This is a genomic window from Luteimonas sp. 3794, from assembly GCF_031456825.1.
Taxonomy (GTDB): domain Bacteria; phylum Pseudomonadota; class Gammaproteobacteria; order Xanthomonadales; family Xanthomonadaceae; genus Luteimonas.
This window is the reverse complement of record NZ_JAVDVJ010000002.1, coordinates 366,971-393,367: the sequence shown is the minus strand read 5'-3', so window position 1 is coordinate 393,367 and position 26,397 is coordinate 366,971. Positions and strand designations below refer to the sequence as shown.

21 protein-coding genes, 1 tRNA gene and 2 pseudogenes are annotated in these 26,397 nt (G+C 66.2%); 13 read left to right on the top strand and 11 right to left on the bottom strand.

Features of this window, described 5'->3' with window-relative positions; all coding sequences use genetic code 11:
- Positions 1 to 2: 2 nt before the first annotated feature.
- On the top strand, positions 3 to 1,043 hold the full coding sequence (locus J2X52_RS05415; protein ID WP_310149821.1) for an AI-2E family transporter: 1,041 nt from the start codon (positions 3 to 5) through the stop codon (positions 1,041 to 1,043).
- Positions 1,044 to 1,091: 48 nt separating this feature from the next.
- Here J2X52_RS05415 and J2X52_RS05410 read toward each other — a convergent pair whose 3' ends face one another.
- On the bottom strand, positions 1,092 to 1,679 hold the full coding sequence (locus J2X52_RS05410; protein WP_310150281.1) for a mechanosensitive ion channel family protein: 588 nt from the start codon (positions 1,677 to 1,679) through the stop codon (positions 1,092 to 1,094).
- A 175-nt stretch (positions 1,680 to 1,854) separates the two neighbouring features.
- Here J2X52_RS05410 and J2X52_RS05405 point away from each other — a divergent pair, with 175 nt between their 5' ends.
- Positions 1,855 to 2,241 carry a DUF6165 family protein gene (locus tag J2X52_RS05405; RefSeq protein ID WP_310149818.1) on the top strand — a complete coding sequence of 129 codons (387 nt, stop codon included), beginning with the start codon at positions 1,855 to 1,857 and terminating at the stop codon, positions 2,239 to 2,241.
- Between the two features lie 70 nt (positions 2,242 to 2,311).
- On the opposite strand, the gene J2X52_RS05400 is transcribed toward J2X52_RS05405, so the two are convergent.
- Both J2X52_RS05400 and rnd read right to left on the bottom strand, forming a co-directional pair.
- Positions 2,312 to 2,387, bottom strand: a tRNA-Ala gene (locus tag J2X52_RS05400).
- A gap of 16 nt (positions 2,388 to 2,403) precedes the next feature.
- Positions 2,404 to 3,531 carry a ribonuclease D gene (rnd, locus tag J2X52_RS05395; protein ID WP_310149815.1) on the bottom strand — a complete coding sequence of 376 codons (1,128 nt, stop codon included), beginning with the start codon at positions 3,529 to 3,531 and terminating at the stop codon, positions 2,404 to 2,406.
- A 109-nt stretch (positions 3,532 to 3,640) separates the two neighbouring features.
- On the opposite strand from rnd, the gene J2X52_RS05390 reads away from it, so the two are divergent.
- Both J2X52_RS05390 and J2X52_RS05385 read left to right on the top strand, forming a co-directional pair.
- Positions 3,641 to 5,467 carry a formylglycine-generating enzyme family protein gene (locus tag J2X52_RS05390; RefSeq protein ID WP_310149811.1) on the top strand — a complete coding sequence of 609 codons (1,827 nt, stop codon included), beginning with the start codon at positions 3,641 to 3,643 and terminating at the stop codon, positions 5,465 to 5,467.
- A gap of 102 nt (positions 5,468 to 5,569) precedes the next feature.
- The gene (locus J2X52_RS05385; protein ID WP_310150278.1) at positions 5,570 to 6,433 is read left to right on the top strand and encodes a M48 family metallopeptidase; all 864 of its coding nucleotides are present in this window, start codon (positions 5,570 to 5,572) and stop codon (positions 6,431 to 6,433) included.
- Here J2X52_RS05385 and J2X52_RS05380 read toward each other — a convergent pair.
- From J2X52_RS05380 to gluQRS, 4 genes are all read right to left on the bottom strand, one after another.
- Positions 6,420 to 7,166 carry a beta-ketoacyl-ACP reductase gene (locus tag J2X52_RS05380; protein WP_310149808.1) on the bottom strand — a complete coding sequence of 249 codons (747 nt, stop codon included), beginning with the start codon at positions 7,164 to 7,166 and terminating at the stop codon, positions 6,420 to 6,422. The genes J2X52_RS05385 and J2X52_RS05380 overlap by 14 nt on opposite strands.
- A 280-nt stretch (positions 7,167 to 7,446) precedes the next feature.
- Positions 7,447 to 7,938, bottom strand: coding sequence for a polyhydroxyalkanoate synthesis repressor PhaR (gene phaR, locus J2X52_RS05375; protein WP_310149805.1), 492 nt, complete (start codon positions 7,936 to 7,938; stop codon positions 7,447 to 7,449).
- A gap of 157 nt (positions 7,939 to 8,095) precedes the next feature.
- The gene (gene phbB, locus J2X52_RS05370) at positions 8,096 to 8,836 is read right to left on the bottom strand and encodes an acetoacetyl-CoA reductase (RefSeq protein ID WP_310149803.1); all 741 of its coding nucleotides are present in this window, start codon (positions 8,834 to 8,836) and stop codon (positions 8,096 to 8,098) included.
- Positions 8,837 to 8,887: 51 nt separating this feature from the next.
- Complete coding sequence (gluQRS, locus tag J2X52_RS05365) at positions 8,888 to 9,823, bottom strand: tRNA glutamyl-Q(34) synthetase GluQRS (RefSeq protein ID WP_310149800.1); 936 nt, start codon at positions 9,821 to 9,823, stop codon at positions 8,888 to 8,890.
- A gap of 119 nt (positions 9,824 to 9,942) precedes the next feature.
- Between gluQRS and htpX the strand changes: the two genes are divergently transcribed.
- Positions 9,943 to 10,848: a protease HtpX gene (gene htpX, locus J2X52_RS05360; protein WP_310149797.1), complete on the top strand. Its 906-nt coding sequence runs from the start codon at positions 9,943 to 9,945 to the stop codon at positions 10,846 to 10,848.
- Positions 10,849 to 11,177: 329 nt separating this feature from the next.
- Here htpX and J2X52_RS05355 read toward each other — a convergent pair whose 3' ends face one another.
- Positions 11,178 to 11,507: a DUF1244 domain-containing protein gene (locus J2X52_RS05355; protein ID WP_310149794.1), complete on the bottom strand. Its 330-nt coding sequence runs from the start codon at positions 11,505 to 11,507 to the stop codon at positions 11,178 to 11,180.
- 195 nt (positions 11,508 to 11,702) lie between these two features.
- Here J2X52_RS05355 and folD point away from each other — a divergent pair, with 195 nt between their 5' ends.
- The 8 genes and pseudogenes from folD to J2X52_RS05315 all read left to right on the top strand — a co-directional run.
- Positions 11,703 to 12,578 (top strand): bifunctional methylenetetrahydrofolate dehydrogenase/methenyltetrahydrofolate cyclohydrolase FolD, encoded by an 876-nt coding sequence (folD, locus tag J2X52_RS05350; protein ID WP_310149792.1) that lies wholly within the window; start codon positions 11,703 to 11,705, stop codon positions 12,576 to 12,578.
- Positions 12,579 to 12,694: 116 nt separating this feature from the next.
- On the top strand, positions 12,695 to 14,152 hold the full coding sequence (gene guaB, locus J2X52_RS05345; protein WP_310149790.1) for an IMP dehydrogenase: 1,458 nt from the start codon (positions 12,695 to 12,697) through the stop codon (positions 14,150 to 14,152).
- 254 nt (positions 14,153 to 14,406) lie between these two features.
- On the top strand, positions 14,407 to 16,011 hold the full coding sequence (guaA, locus tag J2X52_RS05340; protein ID WP_310149787.1) for a glutamine-hydrolyzing GMP synthase: 1,605 nt from the start codon (positions 14,407 to 14,409) through the stop codon (positions 16,009 to 16,011).
- 563 nt (positions 16,012 to 16,574) lie between these two features.
- Complete coding sequence (locus J2X52_RS05335) at positions 16,575 to 18,188, top strand: Fic family protein (RefSeq protein ID WP_310149785.1); 1,614 nt, start codon at positions 16,575 to 16,577, stop codon at positions 18,186 to 18,188.
- A 201-nt stretch (positions 18,189 to 18,389) separates the two neighbouring features.
- Positions 18,390 to 19,085: pseudogene (gene guaA, locus J2X52_RS05330) on the top strand (glutamine-hydrolyzing GMP synthase); the annotation flags it as partial.
- Between the two features lie 184 nt (positions 19,086 to 19,269).
- A complete protein-coding gene (locus J2X52_RS05325) occupies positions 19,270 to 19,515 on the top strand; it encodes a helix-turn-helix domain-containing protein (RefSeq protein ID WP_310149781.1) in 246 nt (81 codons plus the stop codon).
- Positions 19,512 to 20,765, top strand: coding sequence for a HipA domain-containing protein (locus J2X52_RS05320; RefSeq protein ID WP_310149779.1), 1,254 nt, complete (start codon positions 19,512 to 19,514; stop codon positions 20,763 to 20,765). Before J2X52_RS05325 ends, J2X52_RS05320 begins: the two co-directional genes overlap by 4 nt.
- Before the next feature lie 63 nt (positions 20,766 to 20,828).
- Positions 20,829 to 21,302, top strand: a pseudogene (locus J2X52_RS05315) (GMP synthase (glutamine-hydrolyzing)); the annotation flags it as partial.
- Between the two features lie 98 nt (positions 21,303 to 21,400).
- On the opposite strand, the gene J2X52_RS05310 reads toward J2X52_RS05315, so the two are convergent.
- From J2X52_RS05310 to J2X52_RS05300, 3 genes are read right to left on the bottom strand one after another with little or no spacing between them, the layout of a single operon-like run.
- Positions 21,401 to 22,675, bottom strand: coding sequence for a hypothetical protein (locus J2X52_RS05310; protein ID WP_310149776.1), 1,275 nt, complete (start codon positions 22,673 to 22,675; stop codon positions 21,401 to 21,403).
- Positions 22,676 to 22,678: 3 nt separating this feature from the next.
- Entirely contained in the window at positions 22,679 to 24,901 is a 2,223-nt protein-coding gene (locus tag J2X52_RS05305; RefSeq protein ID WP_310149773.1) for an AAA family ATPase, read from the bottom strand.
- A 29-nt stretch (positions 24,902 to 24,930) separates the two neighbouring features.
- A complete protein-coding gene (locus J2X52_RS05300; protein WP_310149770.1) occupies positions 24,931 to 26,397 on the bottom strand; it encodes a class I SAM-dependent DNA methyltransferase in 1,467 nt (488 codons plus the stop codon).

Below are 26,397 nucleotides of genomic sequence, written 5' to 3'. Positions count from 1 at the left end.
CGATGGCGCCGTCGCAGGATCTTGTTCCGTTCACCCGCAAGGTCCTGATCGTCCTCGCACTCGTCGTCGTCCTGGTGCTGGCCTGGGCGCTGCTGCCGGTCTTCATGCTGGTCTTCGGCGCGATCGTCGTCGCCGCGCTGTTTCTGTCGCTGTCGCATCTGCTGCAACGGTTCACGCCGCTCGGCGATGGCGCCGCACTGGCTGTGGTGCTCGTCGTGCTGAGCAGTGGCTTCGGGCTGTTGCTCTGGTTGTTCGGCGCGCAGGTGTCGGGTGAACTGTCCGCGCTGACCGAGGCCTTGCCGGGCGCGTATGCGCAGTTCGAGCAATGGCTGGACGGCACCAGTCTCGGCGGCCTCGTCAGCGAGCAGCTCGACACCCTGCGCGACAGCATGGGGCGGATCGCGAGCAGCGCCGGGGCGATCGCGATCACGGTGTCGGGTGGGCTGGTCGACCTGTTCCTGGTGCTGATCGGGGCGATCTACATCGCCGCGCAGCCGCAGATGTATCGCAACGGCCTGTTGCTGCTGGTGCCTGGCAGCGTCCGCAAGACCGCCGGCGAGGCGATGGAAGCGAGCGGCCGCGCATTGCGGATGTGGCTCGGCGGGCAGTTGGTGGCGATGCTGCTGGTCGGCCTGCTGACCGGACTCGGGCTGTGGCTGCTGGGCGTGCCGGCCGCGTTCGCGCTTGCGTTGATCGCCTTCCTGCTGGATTTCGTGCCGATCGTCGGGCCCATCGTCGCAGCGATCCCCGGCATCCTGCTCGGTTTCACGGTGAGCCCGCAGATTGGCCTCGCCACCGCCGCGATGTATCTGGTCATCCAGCAGATCGAAGGCAATCTCCTGCAGCCGCTGATCCAGCAGCGCGCGGTCGAACTGCCGCCGGCGGTCCTGCTGTTCTCGCTGGTGATCTTCGGCAGCCTGCAGGGGACGGTAGGCCTGCTGCTGGCGGCTCCACTGACCGTGGTGCTCTATGTGCTGGTCAAGCGCCTGTATGTGCGCGAGGTGCTGGGAACCGATGTGCAGGTGCCGGGCGAAGCCGGCTGACGGACTGGCGGCACGGGCGCGCAATCGCCCCGTCCCTCGCGCATCCGCTCAGACGTCCAGTGCGTCGCCTGCAATCCGGCCACGCTCGGCGGGCAACGCGCCACCGCGCCAGCGGCGCAGCGCACGCTGGAAGAACAGGCTGTTGGGGATCTGCAGGCAGGTGCCTGCGCCGTCACCGTCCTCGGTCTCGCGCAGCGTGGTGTAGACGAGGTTGATGTCGACCACCTGGCCGCGCAGTCCGGGCTTCTCGCCGTTTTCCAGCAATTCGACATGGTCGTAGAGCCGGAACGGGCGCGTGGTCAGGATGAGCATCGTGCAGAAGATGTTCGACAGCACGCTCCACGCGGCGAAGAACGCCACCGCTGCCACGGCGGCAAAGCCGGTGAACGCGGTCCACAGCACGGTGCCCGACACGCCCAGGCGTTCGAGGATCAGCAGCAACGCGGCTGCGTAGATCAGGAAGGACGTGACGCGGCGCCCGCCCACCACGGCTTCGGCCGGCAGCGTGTAGCGGTGGCCCACGCGGTCGATGACCCGCCGCACCAGCAGCCGCAGCAGCCAGGCTGCCAGCAGGATGAGCAGGATCTGGCTGATCGGCGTGACGATGTCGAGCCAGTCGTGCAGCCATTCGGGCAGGCGGTCCTTGAAGCGCACGGCGGTTCCACGTTCGACGCCGATCGCGCCGCCGCAGAGTTTACGCCGCGGCGCAGCACGCGCTGCGGTCCGGCCTGCATGGCATGCGCTCTGGCTGAAGCGCCTTCAGCGCCGCGTTACCATGTCCGGCCCCCGACCTGCGCGAAGAGGACATCCCGTGAGCACGCTTCTGGTTCCGGTGTCGATCGGCGAACTCGCCGACAAGATCACCATTCTCGAGATCAAGTCTGAACGCATCGGCGACGCGCAGAAGCTGGCGAACGTCCGCACCGAACTCGACGACCTGCTGCCGCTATGGGCGCCGCTGGCGCAGACGCAGCCCGAGATGGCCGCGCTCAAGACCGCGCTGCGCGAAGCCAATACCCGCATGTGGGACGTGCAGGACGCGCTGCGCGCGAAAGAAGCCGCGCAGGATTTTGGTGATGAATTCGTCGAGCTTGCACGCGCGGTCGCGCGGCACAACGGCGATCGCGTGCAGATCAAGAACACGATCAACCGGCTGGCCGGCTCGCGCTTCGTCGAAGAAAAGCAGTACCGCGCCTGAGCGACGCGACCGCCGCGCCCTGAAAGCAGAAACGCCAGGACCTGGGTCCTGGCGTTTCTGCGGTATCAAGTGGTGGAGCCAAGGAGGATCGAACTCCTGACCTCGTCGATGCGAACGACGCGCTCTCCCAGCTGAGCTATGGCCCCACATGATGCGTGGCGATTATACGGTCCCCGCTGCGGGCTCGCCAGCCCTGTCGAGCAACGGAGCGAGTGACGGTTCCAGCTGACCGCGACGCCAGCCCGAGAGTGCGCCGGGCCAGTCGGCGCCTTCCGCCAGCGCTTCGAGCCACTTGCGCGACGCGAGTACGCCATCGGGCAGGCCGATCTGCGCGCTGCGCTCGGCCACCGCCTGCTGCAGGCGCTTGAGCTGCTTGCGGTCCGGTTCCTCACCACTCGACAGCGGCATCTCGGCTTCGTCCGGGAGCTCGGTCGTCAGCGCCTGCCAGATCACGCTGGTGAGTTTGCGCGGCGCCTTGGGATGCGCATCGAGCCGCTGCTGCAGCGAAGTCGTGTCCGCAGGTGGATCGCGGGCGAGCAGGGTGGCCAGTTCGTTGTCGAGGATCCAGCTGCGCGGCCGGTCGGTCGCGCGCGCATACGTCTCGCGCCAGCGCAGCAGGCGGGCCAGACGGCGTTGCGCGTCGGCATCGAGAAACAGCCCGGCGCGGCCGCCAAGTTGCGGCCAGCGCTCGCCTTCCATGTTGCCGGCAGTCGCGACGAGCCGCGCGCAGTCCTCGATCAGCCAGTCCGCGCGCTCGAGCGCATCGAGCTTGCCGGCGAGCACGTCGTGCAGTGCGAACAGATGTGCGACGTCGTCAATCGCGTATTCCAGCTGGGTCGCCGACAGTGGACGCCGCAGCCAGTCCGAGCGCGTCTCGCCTTTGGCTAGTGCGACGCCCAGCGTTTCCTGCACCAGCCGCTGATAGCCCATGCCCGCGCCTGTCCCCGACAGCGCGGCGGCGATCTGGGTGTCGAACAGCGGCGTGGGCGCCGCACCACAGGCGTGGCCGAACGCGACGAGGTCCTCGCTCGCGCTGTGCATGATCTTGAGGATCGCCGGATCGGCCAGCATCGGACGCAGGGCCTCGGCGATGCCCGGCGCCAGTGGATCCACCAGCAGCACCTCGATGCCGTTGGTGCCTTCGATGGCGATCTGGACCAGCGCCAGCTGCGGCCAGAAGGTGCGTTCGCGGATGAACTCGGTATCGAGGCCGATGCGGCACGGGGCGTCGGGCAGACGGGCCCGCAGGATCGCCGGATCGTCGATCCAGGAAGAGTTGGGAGATGACATGCGCGAAAGCCTAGCGGCGCGCGCCGGTGGCGGCAATCGCCGGTGCTGTCGCATCGCCGCCACGGCCGCGATGGCTTAATCTGGCGCGATGCCGTCCAGGGAGCCCGGTTTGCGCAGTCTTTTCGTCGTCAGCCTGTTGGGCGTGCTCGTGCTGGCGGGTTGCAAGGGCGAACCCGCCGACAGCGATCCGGCAGCCGGCGATGGCACCGTGACCATCAGCGGCGACGATGCGGTGGTGCCCGAACTCAACTGGACGCCGCCGGCGACGGTGATCGAAGCGGGCGCCGAGGCCGATGCGCTGGAGCAGGCGCGGCTCGCGCTGGCCGCCGACGATCTCTATGCCACGCCCGCCTCGGCGATCCCGCTGTATCTCGCCCTGGCCCAGCGCCCCGGCAGCGAGCGCGCCGCGCGCACGGGCCTGCGTCGCGCCCAGGCGCGGCTGCTCGGACTCGGCGCGCAGGCGCTGCGGGAAGCCGACGACCTGGATTCAATCGCGGGTCTGCGCGCCGCGCACGATTTCGCCGCCGTCGCGCGCTACCTGGCCGCGGGCGACGACGCGGTGGTGCGGTATCTCGAGCGGGTGGACGAGAGCGACCGGCTCTGGGAACTCAACCGCGCTGCCGAGCGTGCGCTGCAGGCCGGCGAGCTCGGCGAGGCGGGCGGTGGCGCGCTCGCATTGTTTCGCGAGGCCGCCGAGCTGCGGCCCGGACACCCCCGCGCCCTGCAGGGCATGGCGGCCGTCGAGAGTGCAATGATCCGCCGCGCGGAAGTCGCCGCCGATGGCGCGGACTATCGAGAGGCGACGCGCTGGCTGGCGCATGCAGCGAAGATCCGTCCGGGGTTCCACACCGTCAGCGATGCCGGACAGCGCCTGCAGCTCAGGCGCGCGGCGCACATCCGCCGCCTGCGCGACGAGGGGGTCGAGGCCCTGCCGGCCATGAACGGCGTAGCGGTCGCGCGTGAGCGGCTGGCGCAGATCATCGGCATCGCCGAGCCGGGCGATCCGGTGGTCAACGATCTGCGCGAGCGTATCGACCGGCACGTGCATTACGGCGATTTCCGGCCTGGCCAGGTGTTCACCGATGCGCTGGAAGGCGGCGCGCGCGGGCCGCAGGTCGTCGTGCTGCCGCATGGCGGCTTCATGATGGGCGCGCTGCCGGGCGACGAGGACGCAGAAGACAACGAGTCACCACGCCACGGCGTGCGCTTCGAACGCGGGTTCGCCATGGGCGTGCGCGAGGTCTCGGTCGGGGAATTCCGCCGCTTCGTCGACGCCACCGGCTACCAGCCACGCGCGGTGCGTCGGGGGTTCTCGATGGCCTACGACGAGCGCACCGGCAATTTTCTCCGGCGCAGCAACGTCGACTGGCGCTCGGACTACGTCGGTCGTCCGGCCGGCGACACCATGCCGGTGCTGCATGTCAGTGCGAAGGACGCGCAAGCCTATGTCGACTGGCTGTCGGCGCAGAGTGGCCGACGCTACCGCCTGCCGAGCGAGGCGGAGTTCGAGTACGCCTACCGCAACGGCACAGCCGAGCGGTATCCCTGGGGCGAGGGCACGCCGCCCGAAGGCGCCGGCAACATGACCGGCGCGCTGGACCGTTCGCCCAGCGGCCGCCGCTGGGGGAACGCCTTCCCCGAATACGGCGACGGCTACTGGGGACCGGCGCCCGTGGGCAGCTTCACGCCCAACACCTGGGGCGTGCACGATCTTGCAGGCAACGTCAGTGAATGGATGGCCGACTGTTGGCACGAGAACTACCGGCGCGCGCCCAAGGACGGCTCGGCCTGGGTGAATCCCGGCTGCCGCAACCAGGTGATCCGCGGCGGGTCCTGGGCCAGTTCACCGGCGCAGACCCGCACCAGCTGGCGGGCGCTGGCGCAGGTGGATACGACAAACGCAAGACTCGGTTTCCGCGTGGTACGCGAACTTTGAATGTGTGCCGGGCGACCGGCCTGGGGAGTTGGAATGCGACAGAATCCTTTCGGCGGCGGTGACCGTCGCCAGCCCGGCCGCGCGCCGCGTCGCCGTTTCGGCATGCGCTTCGTGGTCCTGCTGCTGTTCGCGGGCTACGGCGCGTACTACTACTTCTCCAACCAGAGCGTCGACCCGGTCACCGGCGAGACGGTGCTGATCGACCGCGGTCTCGACGTGGATCAGGAGAAGGCGCTCGGTCTGGAGGCCTATCAGGAAATCCTCGGCCAGGAACGCCCGGTCGATCCTGACAGCGAGATCGCGAAAGACGTGCGTCTGATCGCCGAGCGCCTGATCGCCAAGGTCGACGTCGTCGAAGCCGAACTCGCACGCGAACACGGGCTGGAACCGACGCGTTTCTCGCAGACCTTCGAATGGGAGGTCAACGTGCTGGAGTCCGATCAGGCCAATGCGTTCTGCCTGCCGGGCGGCAAGATGGCGGTCTATACCGGCCTGATTCCGGTCGCGGAGAACGCCGATGCGCTGGCCGTCGTCATGGGCCACGAGATCGCCCACGCCCTGCTGCGCCACGGCGCGCAGCGCATGGCCCAGCAGAAGCTGACCCAGGTCGGGCAGATGGCGGGCGCGATGAGCGGAATGGACCCGCAGCAGCAACAGATGGCGATGGCCGCGATGGGGTACGGCTACCTGCTGCCATACGCGCGCAAGCACGAGACCGAGGCCGACAACATCGGCCTGATGCTCGCCGCCGCCGCGTGCTTCGATCCCCGCGAAGCGGTGCCGCTATGGGAACGCATGTCCGCGGCCAGTGGCGGCCAGGCGCCGCCGGAATTCTCCTCCACGCATCCCAATCCCGGCACCCGCATCCAGACCCTGGAAGCGCTGATGCCCAAGGCCATGGAATACCGCGCGAAGTTCTGCGAAGACGCGCAGGGCGAGACGACCGCCGCGCTCAGAACCCCATGAGCAACCCGCCGTTGACCGGCAGGTTGATGCCGGTGATGTAACCGGCATCGTCGGCGGTCAGAAACACGACCGCGCGCGCGATGTCGTCCGGTTGGCCGACGCGGCCGACCGGCACGCCGGCGATGGTGCGGGCAAGCACTTCGGGCGGCATCTTCGAGGTCATCGGCGTTTCGACGTAGCCCGGCGACAGGCTGTTGACGGTGATGCCCTTGGCCGCGACTTCGCGCGCCAGCGACATCGTGAAGCCGTGCAGGCCGGCCTTGGCCGCGGCGTAGTTGGTCTGGCCGAAGTTGCCGGTCTGTCCGCTGACCGAACTGATGTTGACGATGCGGCCGAAGCCGCGCGCGACCATGCCTTCGACCGCGGCGCGGCACAGGTGGAATGCGCTGTCGAGATTGATGCGCAGCACCTCGTCCCACTGCTCGGTCGCCATCTTGCGCAGCGTCGCATCGCGGGTGATGCCGGCCGCGTTGACCAGGATGTCGATCCGGCCGTGACGCGTCTCGACCTCTTTGATTGCGGCCGCGCAGGCGTCGGCATCGCCGACGTCGACGGCGAGCGTGGTCACCGGCAGGCCGGCCATGTCGGCAGCGAAGGCATCAAGACGCGCGGTATCCGCGGGCAGATCGGCGGCGACGACATGGACGCCGCGTTCGGCGAGCTGGCGACAGATGGCGCGGCCGATGCCGCCGAGGCCACCGGTGACGATGGCGATGCGTGGAGTGTTGTGCATGGGTGTGTCCTGAAGGATTTGAGCGGCGGGTGATGGGTCTCGCCCTCAGATCACGACGTAATCAAGCCCCGTCATTCCCGCGAAAGCGGGAATCCAGGGACTTTCGTACAGATCGAAAGAATTCCGATAGAGCATTGGAAGATCGCTTCACAAAGACGTAGCGGAGAAACCCGCACGTAATGCAAACGGAGAGCCAAGTCCCTGGATTCCCGCTTTCGCGGGAATGACGGCCGGGGCGGGAATGACGACCTGGATTGTCGTCTCGAAGCGGTAGAAAAACTCAGCGCCCGCGCTTTGGCGGATCTCGATCGGCAGGCTTCGCGCTTGGTGCCACGCCGCTGACCATCGTCTTCTGGAATTCCTTCCACAGCTCCAGATTGCGCTCGGTCAGCTGGTTCATCATCGTCCATGGAGTCTGCCCGAGCAGGCCGCCCATCTGCTGACGGAACTGCTGCTGCTGGTCGAGGAAGGTCTGCATGGAGCGCTCGAGATAATTGCCCATGAAGCCCTGCATCGAGTCGCCGTAGAAGCGGATGATCTGGCTCAGCAGCTGGGTCGAGAGCACCGGCTCGCCGTCCGACTCGTGCTCGGAAATGATCTGCAGCAGCACCGAACGGGTGATGTCATTGCCGCTCTTGGCGTCGCGGACTTCGAAATCCTCACCGTCGACGATCAACTGACGGACGTCTTCGATGGTGATGTAGCTGGAGATTTCCGTATCGTAGAGGCGACGGTTCGGGTACTTCTTGATGATGCGCACGGCACTGCTCATGAAGCCAACACTCTGATCCTTTGATGCTGCGCAGCATGGCGTAGCGGGGTGGGCCGGCGCAACTGCACAAAGGGGCTGAACGGGGCGTTTCCGCGTCGTGCCGCGAACCGTCCGCGCACGTATGGTGCCGACGGTTCGCGCGAGATGCGCGGCGGGCTCACCAACCCATGTGGTGGCCACCATTGATGTCGAGATTCGAGCCGGTGATCCACGCGGCTTCGTCGGCGACCAGGAAGTTCACCGCATACGCGATTTCCTCGGGGCGCCCGAGGCGACCGGTGGGAATGTCGGCTGCGATCTTCGCGCGCACTTCTTCCGGCACCGCCATCACCATGTCGGTGGCGACGTAGCCGGGCGACACCGTGTTGACGGTGATGCCGAGCTTGGCGTTCTCGCGCGCCAGCGAAATCGTGAAGCCGTGCATGCCGGCCTTGGCCGCGGCGTAGTTGGCCTGGCCGTACTGGCCCTTGAGACCGTTGATCGAACTGATCTGGATGATCCGGCCCCACTTGCGCTCGCGCATGCCTTCGATCACCGGGCGCGTGACGTTGTAGACCGAATTGAGATTGGTGTTGATGACGTCCTGCCACTGCAGCGCGTGCATCTTGTGGAACGTGCCGTCGCGGGTGATGCCGGCATTGTTGATCAGGATATCGATCGGCCCGAGCTGCGCTTCGACGTCGCGCACCATTTTTTCCGCCGCTTCGTGATCGGACACGTCGCCCGAGGCGATCGCGATGTCGTAGCCGGCGTCGCGCATCTGCGCTTGCCAGGCCTGTGCCTTTTCCGCATTGCGGTAATTGGTGGCGACGCGATAGCCGTTGTCGGCCAGCCGCTTCACGATTGCCGTTCCGATACCACCTGTGCCGCCGGTCACCAGTGCAACGCGTCCGCTCATGCCGTCCTCGTCTGTGGGGTGTGCTGCCGGTCCGGCAGCGGGCTTTGCAGTCTATGCAACGGGGGTGACACCCGTGTTGTGCGTCGCAGCAATGCGAATATCGTGCGTCGGCATGCGTGCGATCTCGAAGCCAGCGATCGCGCGTTCGAGAAATGCCGCCGGTGCGTGCGCGTCGATCGACGTTTGTCCCAACGCGTTCCACGCGACGTGCAGGGCAGGCATCGGGTCGCGTGCATCGACGGGAATCGCCTGTTCCGACTTCGACAGCTTGCGGCCTTCGCCATCGATCAGCAGCGGCAGATGCGCGTAGCGCGGTGTCGGCAGTCCGAGGATGCGTTGCAGCAGGATCTGCCGCGCGGTGGAGTCGAGCAGATCAGCGCCGCGCACCACATCGGTGATGCCCTGATCACCATCGTCGACGACGACGGCGAGCTGGTACGCCCAGAACCCATCGGCGCGCCGCAACACAAAATCGCCGACCTCGACATCGACCTGCTGCACCTGCCGGCCGCGGATCGCATCGACGAACTCGATCGTCGTACCGGGCGGCACACGTAGGCGGGTCGCGGGATCCGGTCGCGTGCCGCTTGCACGACAGACGCCGAGATGACGGCCACCGGTCGCAGCGAGATCGGCGCGGCTGCAATGGCAGACGAAGGCATCGCCGCGCGCGAGCAGCTCGTCGACGACCGCCGCATAGCGCGCATCACGCGTGCTCTGCACCAGCACCGGCCCATCGTGCTGCAGACCGAACGCCTGCAACGTCGCCAGTTGCGACTGCGCCGCGCCGGCAACTTCGCGCAGACGATCGACGTCTTCGATACGCACCGCCCACGTCCCATGCGCCTGCCGCGCCATCACCCAGCTGCCGAGCGCGGCCAGCAGCGAGCCGGCATGCAAGGGACCGGTGGGCGAGGGCGCGTAACGGCCGCGATACGCGGGCGCGTCGCTTAGTTCAGTCAAACTGTCTGGCGCATGAACTGTCATGGGGTCGCCACTGTGCCTTGCGCCGTATCGAATTGAAATCGCGCGTTCGTGCACGCAGATTGGTGCGTCACGTTTCCATCTCCGCCTGGCGCAGGCGTCATCCGGACTCAAGGTACCCAATGTTCAAGCGTTTCGGTCTTCTCATCGCCACCAACCTCGCCGTGCTGGCGCTGGTCAGCATCGTCATGGCGATCTTCGGCATCAACCCGTCCAGCTATGGCGGGCTGTTCGTGTTCGCGGCGCTGTTCGGCTTCGGCGGCGCGTTCTTCACCCTGGCGATCTCGAAATGGTCGGCCAAGCGCGCGACCGGCGCCTACGTCATCAAGGACCCGCGCGACGAGTCCGAGCGCTGGCTGGTCAACACAGTGCGTCGCCAGGCAGAGCAGGCCGGTATCGGCATGCCCGAGGTCGCGATCTATGACGCGCCCGAGATCAACGCCTTCGCCACCGGTGCCAATCGCAACAACGCGCTGGTCGCGGTGTCGACGGGCCTGCTGCGTTCGATGACCCGCGATGAAGCGGAAGCCGTGCTGGGCCATGAAGTCGCCCACGTCGCCAACGGCGACATGGTGACGATGACCCTGCTGCAGGGCGTGCTCAACACCTTCGTGATCTTCCTGGCCCGTGTGGTCGGCCGCGCGATCGACGGCTACCTCAACGGCGGCCGCGACAACGGCGGTGGCGGCATCGCGTACTTCGCGATCGTGTTCGTGCTGGACATGATCTTCGGCCTGTTCGCCTCGATGATCGCGATGTGGTTCTCGCGCTACCGCGAGTTCCGCGCAGACGAGGGCGGCGCCGCGCTGGCCGGCCGCGAAAAGATGATCGCCGCACTCGAGCGCCTGGCCCAGACCTACGGCCAGAGCACGATGCCCAAGACCATCGCTGCGTTCGGCATCAGCGGTGGCGTCGGCATCGGCCTGAAGAAGCTGCTGATGAGCCACCCGCCGCTCGAAGAGCGCATCGCCTCGCTGCGCAACGCGCCGCCGAGCCGTGATTCGGTGCGTCAGGGGATCGTGGCTTGATCCATCGGTCCGCACGGATCTAAACGAAAGCCCGCCGAAAGGCGGGCTTTTTGTTGGGCGTCCTTTCCAGTCGGCTTCCGGCGGAGGCTGGATTCCGGGAAGAGCCGCAGCGCCATTTGAACCCGTCATTCCGGCGAAGGCCGAGGCGCCCCTCGAACCCGTCATTGCGGCGTCTCTTGAACCCGTCATTCCGGCGAAAGCCGGAATCCATTTTGATCTGGGCGGAAGATTTTCCAGGTGGGCAAGGCTTCACAAGCCAAATGGATTCCGGCTTTCGCCGGAATGACGGGAAGAGCCTCGACGGAGGAAGGCGCAAATCGCGGCGATCTTCAGCCGCCCGCGTGCTTCTTCTGCGCCGCCTCGAACGCCGCCAGCTGCTCCGGCGTCGCGTCCTTCTGATGCCGCGCCTTCCAATCCGCAAACGGCATCCCGTAAACCGCCTCGCGCGCGGCGTCCTTGTCCAGCGCCACGCCCTCTGCCGTCGCCGCATCGCGGTACCAGTCCGCCAGGCAGTTCCGGCAGAAGCCCGCCAGGATCATCAGGTCGATGTTCTGCACATCCGGACGCGCCTCGTTGAGATGCGCGAGCAGGCGCCGGAATGCGGCGGCTTCGATGCGGGTGCGGGCGTCGTCGGACAGGGTGGAGGTGGCATCTGCCATGGTGGAACTCCGAAAGCGGGAAGCCCCACAGCATCGGGGCGTCCCGGCGCCCCCGCAAGCAACACCACGCCCCCTGTAGGAGCGCGCTTGCGCGCGAATGGCATGCCCGATAGCGCCCCATCGCGCGCGAGCGCGCTCCTACAAGGGTCAGCCGAATCGGCGACAATGGCCGCCCTTACGCCGCACGACCTCCGCATGACCGCCGCTGATCCCACCCCGGCCCGCATCCTCGACGGCAAGCGTATTGCCGACACCTTGCTCGACCAGCTGCGCGTGCGCGTGGATGCGCGCGTTGCCGCCGGCGGCTCGCGCCCGGGGCTTGCGGTCGTGCTGGTGGGCGGCGATCCCGCCTCGCAGTCCTACGTGCGCAACAAGCGCCGGGCGGCGGAAAAGGTCGGCATCCAGGCCTTCGATTTCGATCTGCCCGTGGGCACCAGCGAAGACGCACTCATCGCGCTGATCGACCGCCTCAATGCCGATCCAGCCGTCCACGGCATCCTCGTGCAGCTGCCGCTGCCCGGCATTCCGGACGCGACCCACATCATCCACCGCATCGATCCGCGCAAGGACGTCGACGGCTTCCATCCCGAGAACGTCGGCCGCCTAGCGCTGCGCCAGTTCGGCCTGCGCCCGTGCACGCCGCGCGGCATCACCACCTTGCTGGCCTACACCGACCGCCCGGTGCGCGGCGCCAGCGCGACGATCGTCGGCGTGAGTAATCACGTCGGCCGGCCGATGGCGCTGGAATTGATGATCGCCGGCTGCACCGTCACCACCTGCCATCGCTTCACCCCGCCGAATGTGCTGCGCCGGCACGTGGGCGAGGCCGACATCCTGGTGGTCGCGGTCGGGCGTCCGTCGCTGATTCCGGGCGACTGGGTGAAGCCGGGCGCGGTGGTGATCGATGTCGGCATCAACCGCACTGACGATGGACGCCTGGTCGGCGATGTGGGCTTTGCCGCCGCCGCGCAGCGCGCCAGCTGGATCACGCCGGTGCCGGGCGGGGTGGGGCCGATGACCGTCGCCACACTGATGCAGAACACGCTGGAAGCCGCCGAAGCCGCGCAGTGATCCGGCCGCGCCGGGCCTAGCGGCCCGCGCACAGGCACGTCGACGAACTGCTGTGTTGCCAGCGTGAACGGGCCAAACGCGCTAGAATGGCGCGCTTCTCCTCCCCGGCGCCCCACATGCTGCGCATCCAGGCCGAAGCACTCACGTACGACGACGTATCGCTCGTTCCAGCCCACTCCTTGATCCTGCCCAAGGATGTCCGGCTCGCCACCCGCCTGACGCGCGACCTGCGCCTGAACCTGCCGATCATCTCCGCGGCGATGGACACCGTCACCGAAGCCCGGCTCGCGATCGCGATGGCCCAGCTCGGCGGCATCGGTATCGTCCACAAGAACCTCAGCGTCGAGCGCCAGGCCGCCGAGGTCTCGAAGGTCAAGAATTTCGAAGCCGGCGTGATCCGCGAGCCCTTCACCGTCGGCCCGGACACCACCATCGCCGAGGTCCTGCGCCTCACCCGCGCGCGCAACATCTCCGGCGTGCCGGTCGTCGACGGCACCAAGCTGGTCGGCATCGTCACCGGGCGCGACCTGCGCTTCGAGACCAAGCTCGACGATCCGGTCCGCAACGTGATGACCAAGCAGGACCGCCTGATCACCGTGCGCGAGGGCGCCAGTGACACCGAAGTGCTGGCGCTGCTGCACAAGCACCGCATCGAGAAGATCCTGGTCGTCAACGACGACTTCGCGCTGCGTGGCTTGATCACGGTCAAGGACATCCAGAAAGCGCACGACAACCCCAACGCCGCCAAGGATGCCGACGAGCAGCTGCTGGTCGGCGCCGCGGTGGGCGTGGGCGGTGATACCGAGGCGCGCGTCGAAGCGCTGGTCGCGGCCGGCGTGGACGTGATCATCGTCGACACCGCGCACGGCCATTCGCAGGGCGTGCTCGACCGCGTGAGCTGGGTCAAGAAGACCTACCCGCAGGTGCAGGTGATCGGCGGCAATATCGTCACCGGCGAAGCGGCCAAGGCGCTCGAAGACGCCGGCGCCGACGCGGTGAAAGTGGGCGTCGGCCCCGGTTCGATCTGCACCACGCGCGTCGTCGCGGGTGTGGGCGTGCCGCAGGTCACCGCGATCGACATGGTCGCCGAGGCCCTGCAGGACCGCATCCCGCTGATCGCCGACGGCGGCATCCGCTACTCGGGCGACATCGGCAAGGCGCTGGTCGCCGGCGCATCGACGGTGATGATTGGCGGCCTGTTCGCCGGCACCGAGGAAGCCCCGGGCGAAGTCGAACTGTTCCAGGGCCGCAGCTACAAGAGCTACCGCGGCATGGGCTCGCTGGGCGCGATGGAGCAGGGCTCCAAGGATCGCTACTTCCAGGATTCCTCGGACGCCGACAAGCTCGTCCCCGAAGGCATCGAAGGCCGCGTGCCGTACCGCGGCGCGCTGGGCGGCATCATCCACCAGCTTGCCGGCGGCCTGCGCGCGACCATGGGTTACGTGGGCTGCGCGACCATCGAAGACATGCGCACCCAGCCCAAGTTCGTGAAGATCACCGGCGCCGGCCAGCGCGAGAGTCACGTGCACGACGTCACGATCACCAAGCAGCCGCCGAATTACCAGGCGGGCTGAGGCCCGCCTGGCGGGAGTAGGGAGTTGGGATTGGGGATTCGGAGAAGCGGGATCCGCCCGCCTGCATGTCTTCTATGACCCGTCATTCCCGCGAAGGCGGGAATCCAGGGACTTTGCTCTAAGCGTCAATCGACAGCTGTGGGACGTCCAAGTCCATGGATTCCCGCCTACGCGGGAATGACGGTAGGGGCGATCCGGGCTCGTCCAAGTAGCAATTCGTGATTCGACAAACATCAGATTGAATTGAGGCACACATGACCGGCGTTTCCGAATCACCGACCCCGAACCTCCACGACGACAAGATCCTCATCCTCGACTTCGGCGCGCAGTACACGCAGCTGATCGCCCGCCGCATCCGCGAGCTGGGCGTCTACTGCGAAATCTGGGCCTGGGACCACGATCCGGCCGAGATCGCCGCGTTCGCGCCCAGGGGCATCATCCTGTCGGGCGGCCCGGAATCGACCACCGAACACGGCTCCCCGCGTGCGCCGCAGGACGTCTTCGACGCCGGCCTGCCGCTGCTGGGCATCTGCTACGGCATGCAGACGATGGCCAAGCAGCTGGGCGGCGAGACCGAAGCCGCCGACGCGCGCGAGTACGGCCACGCCGAAGTCGCCATCGTCGCCAAGGACAGCCTGTTCGAAGGCCTCAGCGATCACGCCGGCGCCCAGCGTCTCGACGTGTGGATGAGCCACGGCGACCACGTGTCCGAGGCGCCGCCCGAGTTCACCGTTACCGCCAGCACCGAGCGCGTGCCGGTGGCCGCGTTCGCCAACGAGGACAAGCGCTGGTACGGCGTGCAGTTCCATCCCGAAGTCACGCACACCAAGCAGGGCCTCGCGCTGCTGCGCCGCTTCGTCGTCGACATCTGCGGCTGCGCCACGCTGTGGACCGCAGCCAACATCATCGACGACCAGATCGCGCGCGTCCGCGAGCAGGTGGGCAGCGACGAGGTGATCCTCGGCCTGTCGGGCGGTGTGGATTCGTCCGTCGTCGCCGCGCTGCTGCACAAGGCGATCGGCGAACAGCTGACCTGCGTATTCGTCGACACCGGCCTGCTGCGGCTGGGCGAGGGCGACCAGGTCATGACGACCTTCGCCGATGCCTCCAGCTCTCATGGCCTGGGCGTGCGCGTGATCCGCGTCGACGCGAGCGAGCGCTACTTCAGCGCGCTCGCAGGCGTGAGCGATCCGGAAGCCAAGCGCAAGATCATCGGCAACCTGTTCGTCGAGATCTTCGACGAAGAGTCCAACAAGCTCAGCAACGCCAAGTGGCTGGCGCAGGGCACCATCTATCCCGACGTCATCGAGTCGGCCGGCAGCAAGACCGGCAAGGCCCACGTCATCAAGAGCCACCACAACGTCGGCGGCCTGCCCGAGCACATGAAGATGGGCCTGGTCGAACCGCTGCGCGAGCTGTTCAAGGACGAAGTGCGCAGGCTCGGCGTCGAACTCGGCCTGCCGCGCGAGATGGTCTACCGCCACCCGTTCCCGGGCCCGGGCCTGGGCGTGCGCATCCTCGGCGAGGTCAAGGCCGAGTACGCCGAGATCCTGGCCAAGGCCGACCACATCTTCATCGAAGAACTGCGCCGCGCCGATCTCTACGACAAGACCAGCCAGGCGTTCGCCGTGTTCCTGCCGGTCAAGTCCGTCGGCGTCGTCGGCGATGCCCGCGCCTACGAATGGGTGATCTCGCTGCGCGCCGTGGAGACCATCGACTTCATGACCGCCCACTGGGCGCACCTGCCGTACGACTTCCTCGGCCGCGTCTCGAACCGGATCATCAACGAGGTCCGCGGCGTCTCGCGGGTGGTCTACGACATCAGCGGGAAGCCGCCGGCGACGATTGAGTGGGAGTGACGGAGCGTCTTTCGGGGGCTATCGCTGTTGTCTTCCTGTTGGCTCAGCTTGAGCGCGACCTGCTTTGTTTAGTGCCAGGGAAGGTCTGAATAACTGCCGTCATCCCCGCGAAGGCGGGGATCCAGTGACTTCAAGCCTTTGAAAACCAAAGACGCTGGACTCCCGCCTTCGCGGGAATGACGGCCAAAAGCGGAATTGTTCAGACCTTCCTGGCGGCGCAGCAGGTCGATTGCGATTCGGATAACGGCCGGGAGAGGCGAGTGGGGCGGCAAGCGCCGGGTTCGGTTTTCCTGTGGTCGGACTGTCGCGCCGCACCTGCAGCCATGTGGTAGTCCGCTCGGTGATCCGGGCGCCCGGCATGGCATTAGGTTCGCCCGCAAGCTTCCTGTAGCGGCCGGCTCGAAGGCGCGTACGGCGCTAAGATTGCTGTATGTTAATCAAAACCATGCAATTTTATTAAACTTTAATCGATCCTATCCGCCCGTAATCGGAATGATGCACGAGCGCGCGGTCGCCACCATCGGCGCTCGCGCCCGTTAAAGCGGGTGCCCAGGAGGCATGCCATGAACGATCTGCCTGCCGATCCGATCGGTGCCGCGTGGCTCGCCCGGCGCTTCGATGTGCTGCCCGTCGGACGGATGCCGGTGCTCAGCCAGATAGGCGGGCGACGGGCAACGGCGGTCGAGGACGGCTTCCGTCTGGAAACCCATCAAGAGGCGATGCGGCCGTCTTCGGAGCCGGCCGCGCACCTGCAGTTTCATCTTCGCCACGAGGTCCCCCATCTGGAGTTCCTGGCCCGGCTGTTTGCGCGCAGCGGGCCGGTCTTCGTCCAGGCTTGGGTGGACACAGAGCCCACCGGTCAGTACGCCCGGCGGGCGGCGTTCCTGTACGAATGGCTGACCGGCGATGCCTTGCAGGTGCCGGCGCGGCTCGGCGGCAACTACGTCGATGCGATCGACGACGCCAAGCTGGTCGCCGCCTCGCCTGCCCAGGTGGACAAGGTCCAGCGCTGGCGGGTCAACGACAACCTGCCGGGCACCCGGTGGTTCTGCCCGATGGTCGTCAAGACCGACGCCGTGCTCCGCGCCGCGGAGCTGGACGTGCGCGCACTGTTTGGTGCGCTGGAGAGCGAGTTCGGCGAAGACCTGCTGATGCGCGCGGCGGCCTGGATGACGCTGCGAGAGAGCCGGGCCAGTTTCGCAATCGAGGGCGAGGCAGACCAGGACAGCCGCGTCCAGCGCTTTGCCGACGTGATGGCCCGGCGCACCGGCCAAGACGGGCCCCCGCTCACCAATGAGACGCTCGCCGAGCTGCAGCGCGAGATCCTCGGCGACAGGACCACGCTCGTACGTTTCGGCGTCCGCCAGTCGCCCGTCTTCGTCGGCGAGCGGGTGCGCTACGAGGAAGTCGTGCACTACGTGGCGCCGATGCCGGCGGACGTGGCGCCGATGCTGGAGGGCCTGCGCATCTTCCTGCACAGAACGCAGGGGCAGTCGCCGGTGATGCGCAGTGCCGTGGCGGCGTTCGGTTTCGTCTACATCCATCCGCTGGCCGACGGCAATGGCCGCGTGCACCGCTTCCTCGTCAACGACACGCTGCGCCGCGACGGGGTGGTGCCGGACCCGGTGATCCTGCCGGTGTCGGCCGTCATCACCGACGACGCCGGCGAGCGGCGCAGCTACGACCGCGTCCTGGACCGGGTTTCGCGGCCGTTGATGGAGACGGTACGGGAGCTTGTGGCGTTCGAGGCCACGTTGACCACCTATCCGGATGGCGTGGCGTCGAATTTCGCGTTCAACGGCGCCGAAGTGGCAGGGCCGGTCTGGCGCTATCCCGACCTCGGGCCGCACGTGGTCTATCTGTCGGACGTCATCGGCCGCACGCTCACCGAGCAGATGCGCGAGGAATCGCGCTACCTGCGAAGCCATGCGCGCGCGCGCGCCGGGCTGAAGGAGGTCGTGGAGATGCCCGACCATCAGGCTGACCGCGTGCTGCGCTCCATCGAGCAGAATCGCGGGGCCCTGAGCAACGTCCTGGCCAAGGAAATGCCGGTGTTGAAGACGCCCGGAGTGTGGGACGGGATTGTCGAGGCGGTGACGCTGGCGTTCAGCGATGGCGAGCCGGCCGATGCGGTGGTGGTGGAGCGCTACCGGCCGGAGCGGTCGGCCGGGCGCTAGGGTAACGCTGACCAAGTCCGTGACTGCTCGTCATTCCCGCGGCTCTCAACAGACGCATGTCTGGTCAGGCGGGGCTTTCAACAGCCGAACGGCTGGTCATCCAAGGACTTTGATTTCAATGGGTTGAACGTCTATGGACTCACGCTTTCGCGGGAGATGACGACATCTTCAGTGTTGCCCTGGATGTTTAAACCCAGCGACTTCAGCGCGCTCGCAGGCGTGAGCGATCCGGAAGCCAAGCGCAAGATCATCGGCAACCTGTTCGTCGAGATCTTCGACGAAGAGTCCAACAAGCTGACCAACGCCAAGTGGCTGGCGCAGGGCACCATCTATCCCGACGTCATCGAATCCGCCGGCAGCAAGACCGGCAAGGCCCACGTCATCAAGAGCCACCACAACGTCGGCGGCCTGCCCGAGCACATGAAGATGGGCCTGGTCGAACCGCTGCGCGAGCTGTTCAAGGACGAAGTGCGCAGGCTCGGCGTCGAACTCGGCCTGCCGCGCGAAATGGTCTACCGCCATCCGTTCCCGGGCCCGGGCCTGGGCGTGCGCATCCTCGGCGAGGTCAAGGCCGAGTACGCCGGGATCCTGGCCAAGGCCGACCACATCTTCATCGAGGAACTGCGCAAGGCTGACCTCTACGACAAGACCAGCCAGGCCTTCGCCGTGTTCCTGCCGGTCAAGTCCGTCGGCGTCGTCGGCGACGCCCGCGCGTATGAGTGGGTGATCTCACTGCGCGCCGTGGAGACCATCGACTTCATGACCGCCCACTGGGCGCACCTGCCGTACGACTTCCTCGGCCGCGTCTCGAACCGGATCATCAATGAAGTCCGCGGCGTCTCGCGCGTGGTGTACGACATCAGCGGGAAGCCGCCGGCGACCATCGAGTGGGAGTAGGGCGAGGTTCCACAACGCCCTGAATGCACACTGACGCGCATGCCACCAGAATCTAAAGCGTCGATGCGCCACTGCGCGCAAATCATCTGATTGGATGAGCGTTCTAAGCTGCGGCTTATATTTCTTGCGCCGGCCGGGCCGCCTTTGCATAATCTAAGCTACTGCTTAGATTTCGAGGTGCGCGATGCAGATCAAGTTGGAAACGGCCGGCGAGATCGGGCAGTGGATACGGGCTGTCCGCAAGTCGCAGGGGATGCGGCAGGATGATCTGGCTGCTTTGGTAGGGGCGAGCCATGTGTTCCTCGGCGATGTCGAGCGCGGCAAGGAGTCCGTGCAGTGGGGGCGGCTGTTCGCGGTGTTACGCGAGCTCGGCATCGAGATCCGTGTGGACCTGCCACTTGATCTGCCCCCCGAGGCTGGATCGCCATGAGCACACGGACAGCCCGCCGTCTCGAGCTTCTGCTGGACGAGCGCCGGGTCGGTGAACTGCGCGAACAGGGCAACGTCTGGGCACTGGCCTACGACCCTGCGTGGCAAGCAAGCGGCTTCGACCTCGCGCCAGGCCTACCAAGGGCGGAGGGTGAACTGATCGACGGCGCGAGCCATCGCCCGGTGCAATGGTTCTTCGACAACCTGTTGCCCGAAGAAGGCGCGCGAACTCTGCTCGCTCGGGATGCAGGCCTCGATGCAGCAGACGCCTTCGGGCTGCTGACGCGTTTCGGGCCGGAATCGGCCGGCGCGTTGACGCTGCTGTCAGCCGGCCAGACGCTCGCCGAAGCGCAACTCAGGCCTCTGGCCGATGCCGAATTGTCCGCGCGCATCCGCAACCTGCCGCGTGTGCCGCTGGACCATGCTGCACCCAAGCGCATGTCACTGGCCGGCGCGCAGCACAAGCTTCCGGTGGTCGAGCTCGACGAGCAACTGTGGGAGCCGGTTGGGCGTGCGGCCTCCAGCCATCTGCTCAAGCCTGATCACGAGCGCCGGGACGATTACCCGCACAGCGCCGCCAACGAATGGTTCTGCATGCAGCTGGCCCATGCCTGCGGTCTGCCGGTGCCGAGCGTCGCACTGCGTCGCGTGCCGGAGCCCGTCTATCTGGTCCGCCGCTTTGACCGGGTGGGCGACGGCCTCGACGCGCGCAGGCTTCACGCACTCGATGCCTGCCAGCTGCTGTCGCTTGATCGCATCTACAAGTATTCGCAGGCAAGCGTCGAACGTCTGGTCGAGTTGATCGATCTGTGCAGGCGCCCGGGCGCGACGCGTCTCGCACTGCTGCGCTGGCACTGCTTCAACCTGTTGATCGGCAACGGCGACGCGCACCTCAAGAACCTCAGCGCGCTGGTGACCTCGGCGGGTATCGAGCTGGCACCGCATTACGACCTGCTCAGTACCGCCATCTATGTGGAGGCCGGTTGGGGCAGTGCGGAGAGTGTCATTCCCACCGGAGGCGAGCAGCAACTGGCACGCATCGGACGGGCGCACGTGCTGGCATTCGCGGCCGCACTCGGCGTGCCCGAACGTGTGGCCGCTCGGCACGTGCAGGCGCTGGTCGATGCAATCCTGCCCGCCGCGGCGCAGTTGCTCGATCGAACGGAAGCAAGCACGTTGCCGGGCGAAGCGCGCCTGTTGCGTCAGATCGTGCATGGGCCGATTGCGGATATGGCCCGGCAGTTGAAGTAGTGGCCTCTTCGCGTAGGCGCCTGCGCGCATATGCGATGACATTCGCACGGCGCGTGAGGTCCGAGGGTGGGGCAAGTACAACCGCTGCGCGAGCTGTTCAAGGACGAAGTGCGACGCCTCGGCGTCGAACTCCGCCTGCCGCGCGAGATGGTCTACCGCCACCCGTTCCCGGGCCCGGGCCTGGGCGTGCGCATCCTCGGCGAGGTCAAGGCCGAGTACGCCGACATCCTGGCCAAGGCCGACCACATCTTCATCGAAGAACTGCGCCGCGCCGACCTCTACGACAAGACCAGCCAGGCCTTCGCCGTGTTCCTGCCGGTCAAGTCCGTCGGCGTCGTCGGCGACGCCCGCGCCTACGAATGGGTGATCTCGCTCCGCGCCGTGGAAACCATCGACTTCATGACTGCCCACTGGGCGCACCTGCCGTACGACTTCCTCGGCCGCGTCTCCAACCGGATCATCAACGAGGTGCGCGGGGTGTGGCGCGTGGTCTACGACATCAGCGGGAAGCCGCCGGCGACGATCGAGTGGGAGTGACCAAAGTCGCGCGTCGGGCGTTGGCCAAAATGTCGTAGTGCGTCAAAGGTGGGAAACAGCGACGCGCGTCGCTGCGCGTACGGCCTTCTTGCGAGAACTCAGCGAGCCAGCCCTGCAAAATGCGATCGCGGATCAACGAAGTGCAAAGGTAGGTCCTCGTTATCCACATCTGCGCAGACGACGTGGAGGACCGGCTGACGGTCGCCGGCGTCGGGCAGGCCATAGCCTGACATCCGTGCATCGCCTAAGGCCTGATGCAACGGGTAAATCAGTACGGCTTCGTCACACGGGTATGCACTCGCGTAGGCATTGACCTGGTATGCATGCGCGTCAGTGGGAATAAGGTACCCGCGCTTGTCCTTGGCAAGACGACTCCATTTCGTATCCGCCACGGCAAGAATTTCATCGCCGCGACTTAGAACCAGGTCAGGGCGTAGGCCGAAAAAGGGTCGATGCGGGTCTGCAATGTCATAGGCCAGATGGCGACCACTGTGCTGAGAATGCAGTCGAAGCCCAAGAGCGTTGGCACGCCGCTGAAGCCTCGCGGTCACCGCCAGCTCGAAAACCCGGTTCATATCAAACAACAGCTCGGGCGCCGAACTGGAACCGCTGCGAAGGTCTGGAGAAAGGAGTTGCAGAATCCAGCCTGCCCATCGTAGGGCAGGGCGGTAATGATTGACCTGCCGATCCGAGCGCAGACTGCGATGCAAGGCGAGGCCATCGGTGCGCAGATGAACCTCATCAAGCGCTGCCGCCATCTCAAGCCACAGGCGACCCGATTCCAGGCTGCGCGCCCATGGTCTTACCGCAACTAAAGCTGCTTTCAGCACCTGGTTCCATGGGTTGTCGGCAGTGAGGTCATCAAAGCGGCAGGCGATCCGGTCGACCCGCATCGCGTGCACCGCAATCTGCCGTTTCAGGAGCAGGCGCCCCCGGACCACGCCGAGATCCTCCTCTCGGCTCCTGTATCGCCGGACGAGGCCGGCACGCACCAGCGGCACCAGCGCACGCAGATACGCAAGCACGAACGCATCCAGCAGTTCCCGCTGCTGAAGGCCGTGGTCCACGCCCCCGCCTGCGAAGGAGGGCAGGTCGTACGCCCATCGCAGCAGCCGAAGCAATGTGCCCCGCGCCCGCGCGGGATCGATCTGCTCCCCGACCTTGGGCAGGATCTCCAGGACGCGTCCATTGCCCAGGCTCACCAGCCCGACGAACTGGGAGAGCCGGAGCGACCGGTGCCCCAGGACGCAGAACCCGCGACGCTGCAGGCCGAGCGCTGCGAGGCGCTCACCCTCCGCTGGAGACAGCGCAGCGCCGCCCGATCCGACCGGCAGTACCTGGTGCTCGATCGCGGTGACCGTGCGCACCTGCATTGCTCAGGCCAGCGCTTCAGCGGACTCGTAGATGGATCGGAAGGCCTCGCCGGTCCACGTGGATGCCGGCGTCTGCGTGTAGCGCACTCGCTCGCCTGTGCCGACATCCGCCAGACTGCCGAACACCTCCGCCGCATCCAGTGTCTCGGCGCGCCAAAAGGGTGAGCTGCCGTTGCGCGCTGCCAGCACAAGGGCAACCCGGCTCCAGTCATCGAAAAAGTATTCCTGCAGCAGCGGAATGACCTGCGATCGGAAGACGACACGTAGATCGTCGAGGCTCCCGACGCGCGTGAAGTAGGCGTGCCCGATGAGGCGGTCGCGGTCGGCCAGGAACTCCAGCCGCTGGTTGACCGCCTGCAGCAGCCGCGCCAGGTCCACCCCTTCGATCCGACGTTCCAGCACCTTGTAGTCCGGCGGCATTTCCTCGAACTCGAAGCGCCGCCGCAGGGCGATGTCCAGCAGGGCGATCGACCTGTCGGCCGTATTCATGGTGCCGTAGATGTCCAGGTTCTCCGGCACACCGAACCGCTCGGCCTCCCCGTCGTCGTCACCGGTACCCGGCAGCTGGACTTCCATGCCGCCCAGCAAGTTTCCTGCAGCGTCGTAGTGCGCGCGCTTGTCGGGTTCGATCAGCGTGATGAGCTCGCCGAAGACCTTGGCGATGTTCGCGCGATTGATCTCGTCGATAAACAGCGCGTACGGCTTGCCGGGATTCGCCCGTGCGTCCGCGCAGATCTGCTTGAACACGCCGTCGGCCATCCGAAACCCCGCTGCATCGCCGTTGCTGTCCGCGACGACTGGCCGCAGGCCGATGACGAAATCCTCGTACGAGTAGGAGGGATGGAATGTCACCACGCGATAACGGGGAACCGAACGCATCGCGACTCCAGGGCCCGCCCGCCAGGCGTCTATCAGGTCCGCAGCTTCCGAATCCACGTCCCGCCAATCCGGGACTACGGCCCAATCGGATTGTTCGCTTTTGATGAATAGATAGGGCGGTCGGCGGTCGGCGACGTTGACCGTCGTGATCTCCGGTGGGGTGTGGCTCTGCATGTAGCCCCAGAGGCTCGCACGCACATTGGTCCGCTTGCGCTGGGCGGCCTTGGCCTTGACCAACACGTGCTGCTCAAGCGCTGTCACCTTGACCGCGTGACCGATATCCGCAAGCGCGGCGGCAATCACCGCACGCCAGCCAAAACGGGCCACCAGCCCCAGCTCCCAGGTCGCCCTATCCACGTCGGCGGGCTGGTCCGTATAGCGGGTGAACAACTGTTGCAGCTTCCAGGTCTTGCCGGTTCCAGGTGGCCCGTACAGGATCAGGTTGCGCGCCGAGCCCGGGCGTCGCGGGTAGGCGGGGCCGGGTTCCACCACCTCCACTCCGGCGCTGTCCGTGGCGCCGTCGCCTGCCGGCGGGTCATCCGGCTCATTGGGCTTCTTCCACTGGTCACGCAGCGGTTCGAGATAGAAGTCGATATCCGCCGAGCCATAGCGCTGCTCCATTCGTCGGCGCAGCTCGAAGAGCGCATCATCCAGCTCCCGGTCGGTCCAGTGACGGGTTTCCTTCATCGGTGCCACGCCAAACCCGGCAAGGACTTTACGGCGGTCGCCATTGCTGGACATGCGCTCGACGCGCTCGGGAAACAGGAAGTAGCGCAGCATGTGGCGGAACTGGCGGTCGCCACTATCCGGAAGCGTTTCAATCCAGCCAAGAAACTGGTCGTAGTCGGCGAAGATGCCGGCGCGCTCATTCGCCGGAACCGCCTTGATTGCCTGCCCCAGCCGGACGAGATAGATCATCTCGCGCCAGCGATTGCTGTTGACGCCCATGCCGCCGGACCCGATGCCATCGAGCAGCTTGCTCGACAGCATGGGATGCGCCGGATCGAGCGATTCACCGGACCAGCCCCAGACCTCGAGGATGCCTTCGCGCTTGGTGTCCTCGCCGATGTTGCTGGGGAACAGGAACAGCGCCCACAGCAGTTCCGCCATCAGCTTGCGGGCATCCGATGGCGCATCCGCAAGCTGGGCTCGCAGCTTCTCGTAGAACCCCCCATCACCAACGTCGAGGCGCTGCACGAAGTAGCGGTCCAGCGCGTCGTAGTTGGTCGCCGTGCTGATCGCGCCGCCGCCAAGGACGCTGCCGTCGCCAACCAGGCAGGTCTGTACCCATTGGCGGCCGGCCGCCGTGATGGTCGGAGCGTCATGGTGGTAGGTGTATAGCGCCATGCAGGATCTCCAGTCGCGGAACGGCGTGCTCAATTGGTGGAGCGGGGCAGTGCCGCCGCCACGTCGCGAAATGACACGAGTGCTGCTTCGAGGTGGTCGATGATCTCCTGCGCCAGCACATCCGGCGGCGGCAGGTTGTCCAGATCATCCAGGCTGTCGTCCTTGAGCCAGAAGATGTCCAGGCTGGCCTTGTCGCGGGCGATCAGGTCCTTGTAGGCGAAGTAGCGGAACCGTTCGGATTCCACGCGCCTGTGGCGGTTGGCCGGGTTGTAGGCTTCGACAAACTCCTGCAGGTCCTCGCGGCGCAGCGGCCGGGTCTTCAGAGTGAAATGCTTGTTGGTGCGCAGGTCGTAGATCCATACGCCCTTGGTCTGCACCTTGCCGTCCTTGGGCCGGGCGTCGAAGAACAGCACGTTCGCCTTGACGCCCTGTGCGTAGAAGATGCCGGCGGGCAGGCGCAGCAGGGTGTGGACGTCGCAGGTCTCCAGCAGCTTTCGGCGTATCTTCTCGCCGGCACCGCCCTCGAACAGCACGTTGTCCGGCAGCACCACGGCCGCCTGGCCGGTGGTCTTCAGCATCGAGACGATGTGCTGCAGGAAGTTGAGCTGCTTGTTCGAGGTGGTCTGCCAGAAGTCCTGACGCTCGTAGGTCAGCGCGTCGCGATCTTCCTCGCCGTCCTCGTTGGTGATGGTCATGCTGCTCTTCTTGCCGAAGGGCGGATTGGCCAACACATAGTCGAACGTCTTCTCAGGTTTGGTCAGAAGACCATCCGCTCGCTCCACCGTCGGCTCGCCATCGAGATCGCCAATGTTGTGCAAGAACAGGTTCATCAAGCAGAGGCGTCGGGTAGCAGCGACGATCTCGTTGCCGAAGAAGGTCTCGTGCTTCAGAAACTTCTGCTGCCTTTTGTCCAGACGCGTGCCCGGGCGGGTCAGCCACTCATAGGCGCCGAGGAAGAAGCCACCCGTGCCGCAGGCCGGGTCGGCGATAGTCTTGGCGGGTTCGGGCTGCACGCATTCGACCATCGTCTGGATCAGGACGCGCGGAGTGAAGTACTGGCCGGCGCCACTCTTCGTGTCCTCAGCGTTCTTCTGCAGCAACCCCTCGTACATGTCACCCTTGACGTCGATTTCGAGACTGAGCCAGCTCTCCGAATCGATCATCTGAACAAGACGGGACAGTTTGGCAGGGTCGTGAATCTTGTTCTGGACCTTGAAGAAGATTGCGCCAAGCATGCCGGGCTTTTCACCCAGCTTCTGCAGGACCTCCAAATAGTGAGACTCCAAAACCGGACCGGTCTTGCTCTTCAAACTGACCCAGCTGTACTTCTTGGGGATTTTCAATTCGCGGTTGTGCGGCGGCTGCGAGTACTCATGCGCCAGCTTGAGAAAAAGCAGCGAAGTGAGCTGCTCAAGGTAATCGCCGTAACCCACGCCGTCGTCGCGTAGGGTATGGCAGAAGTTCCAGATCTTCTGGACTAGGGTTGATGCGTTCAA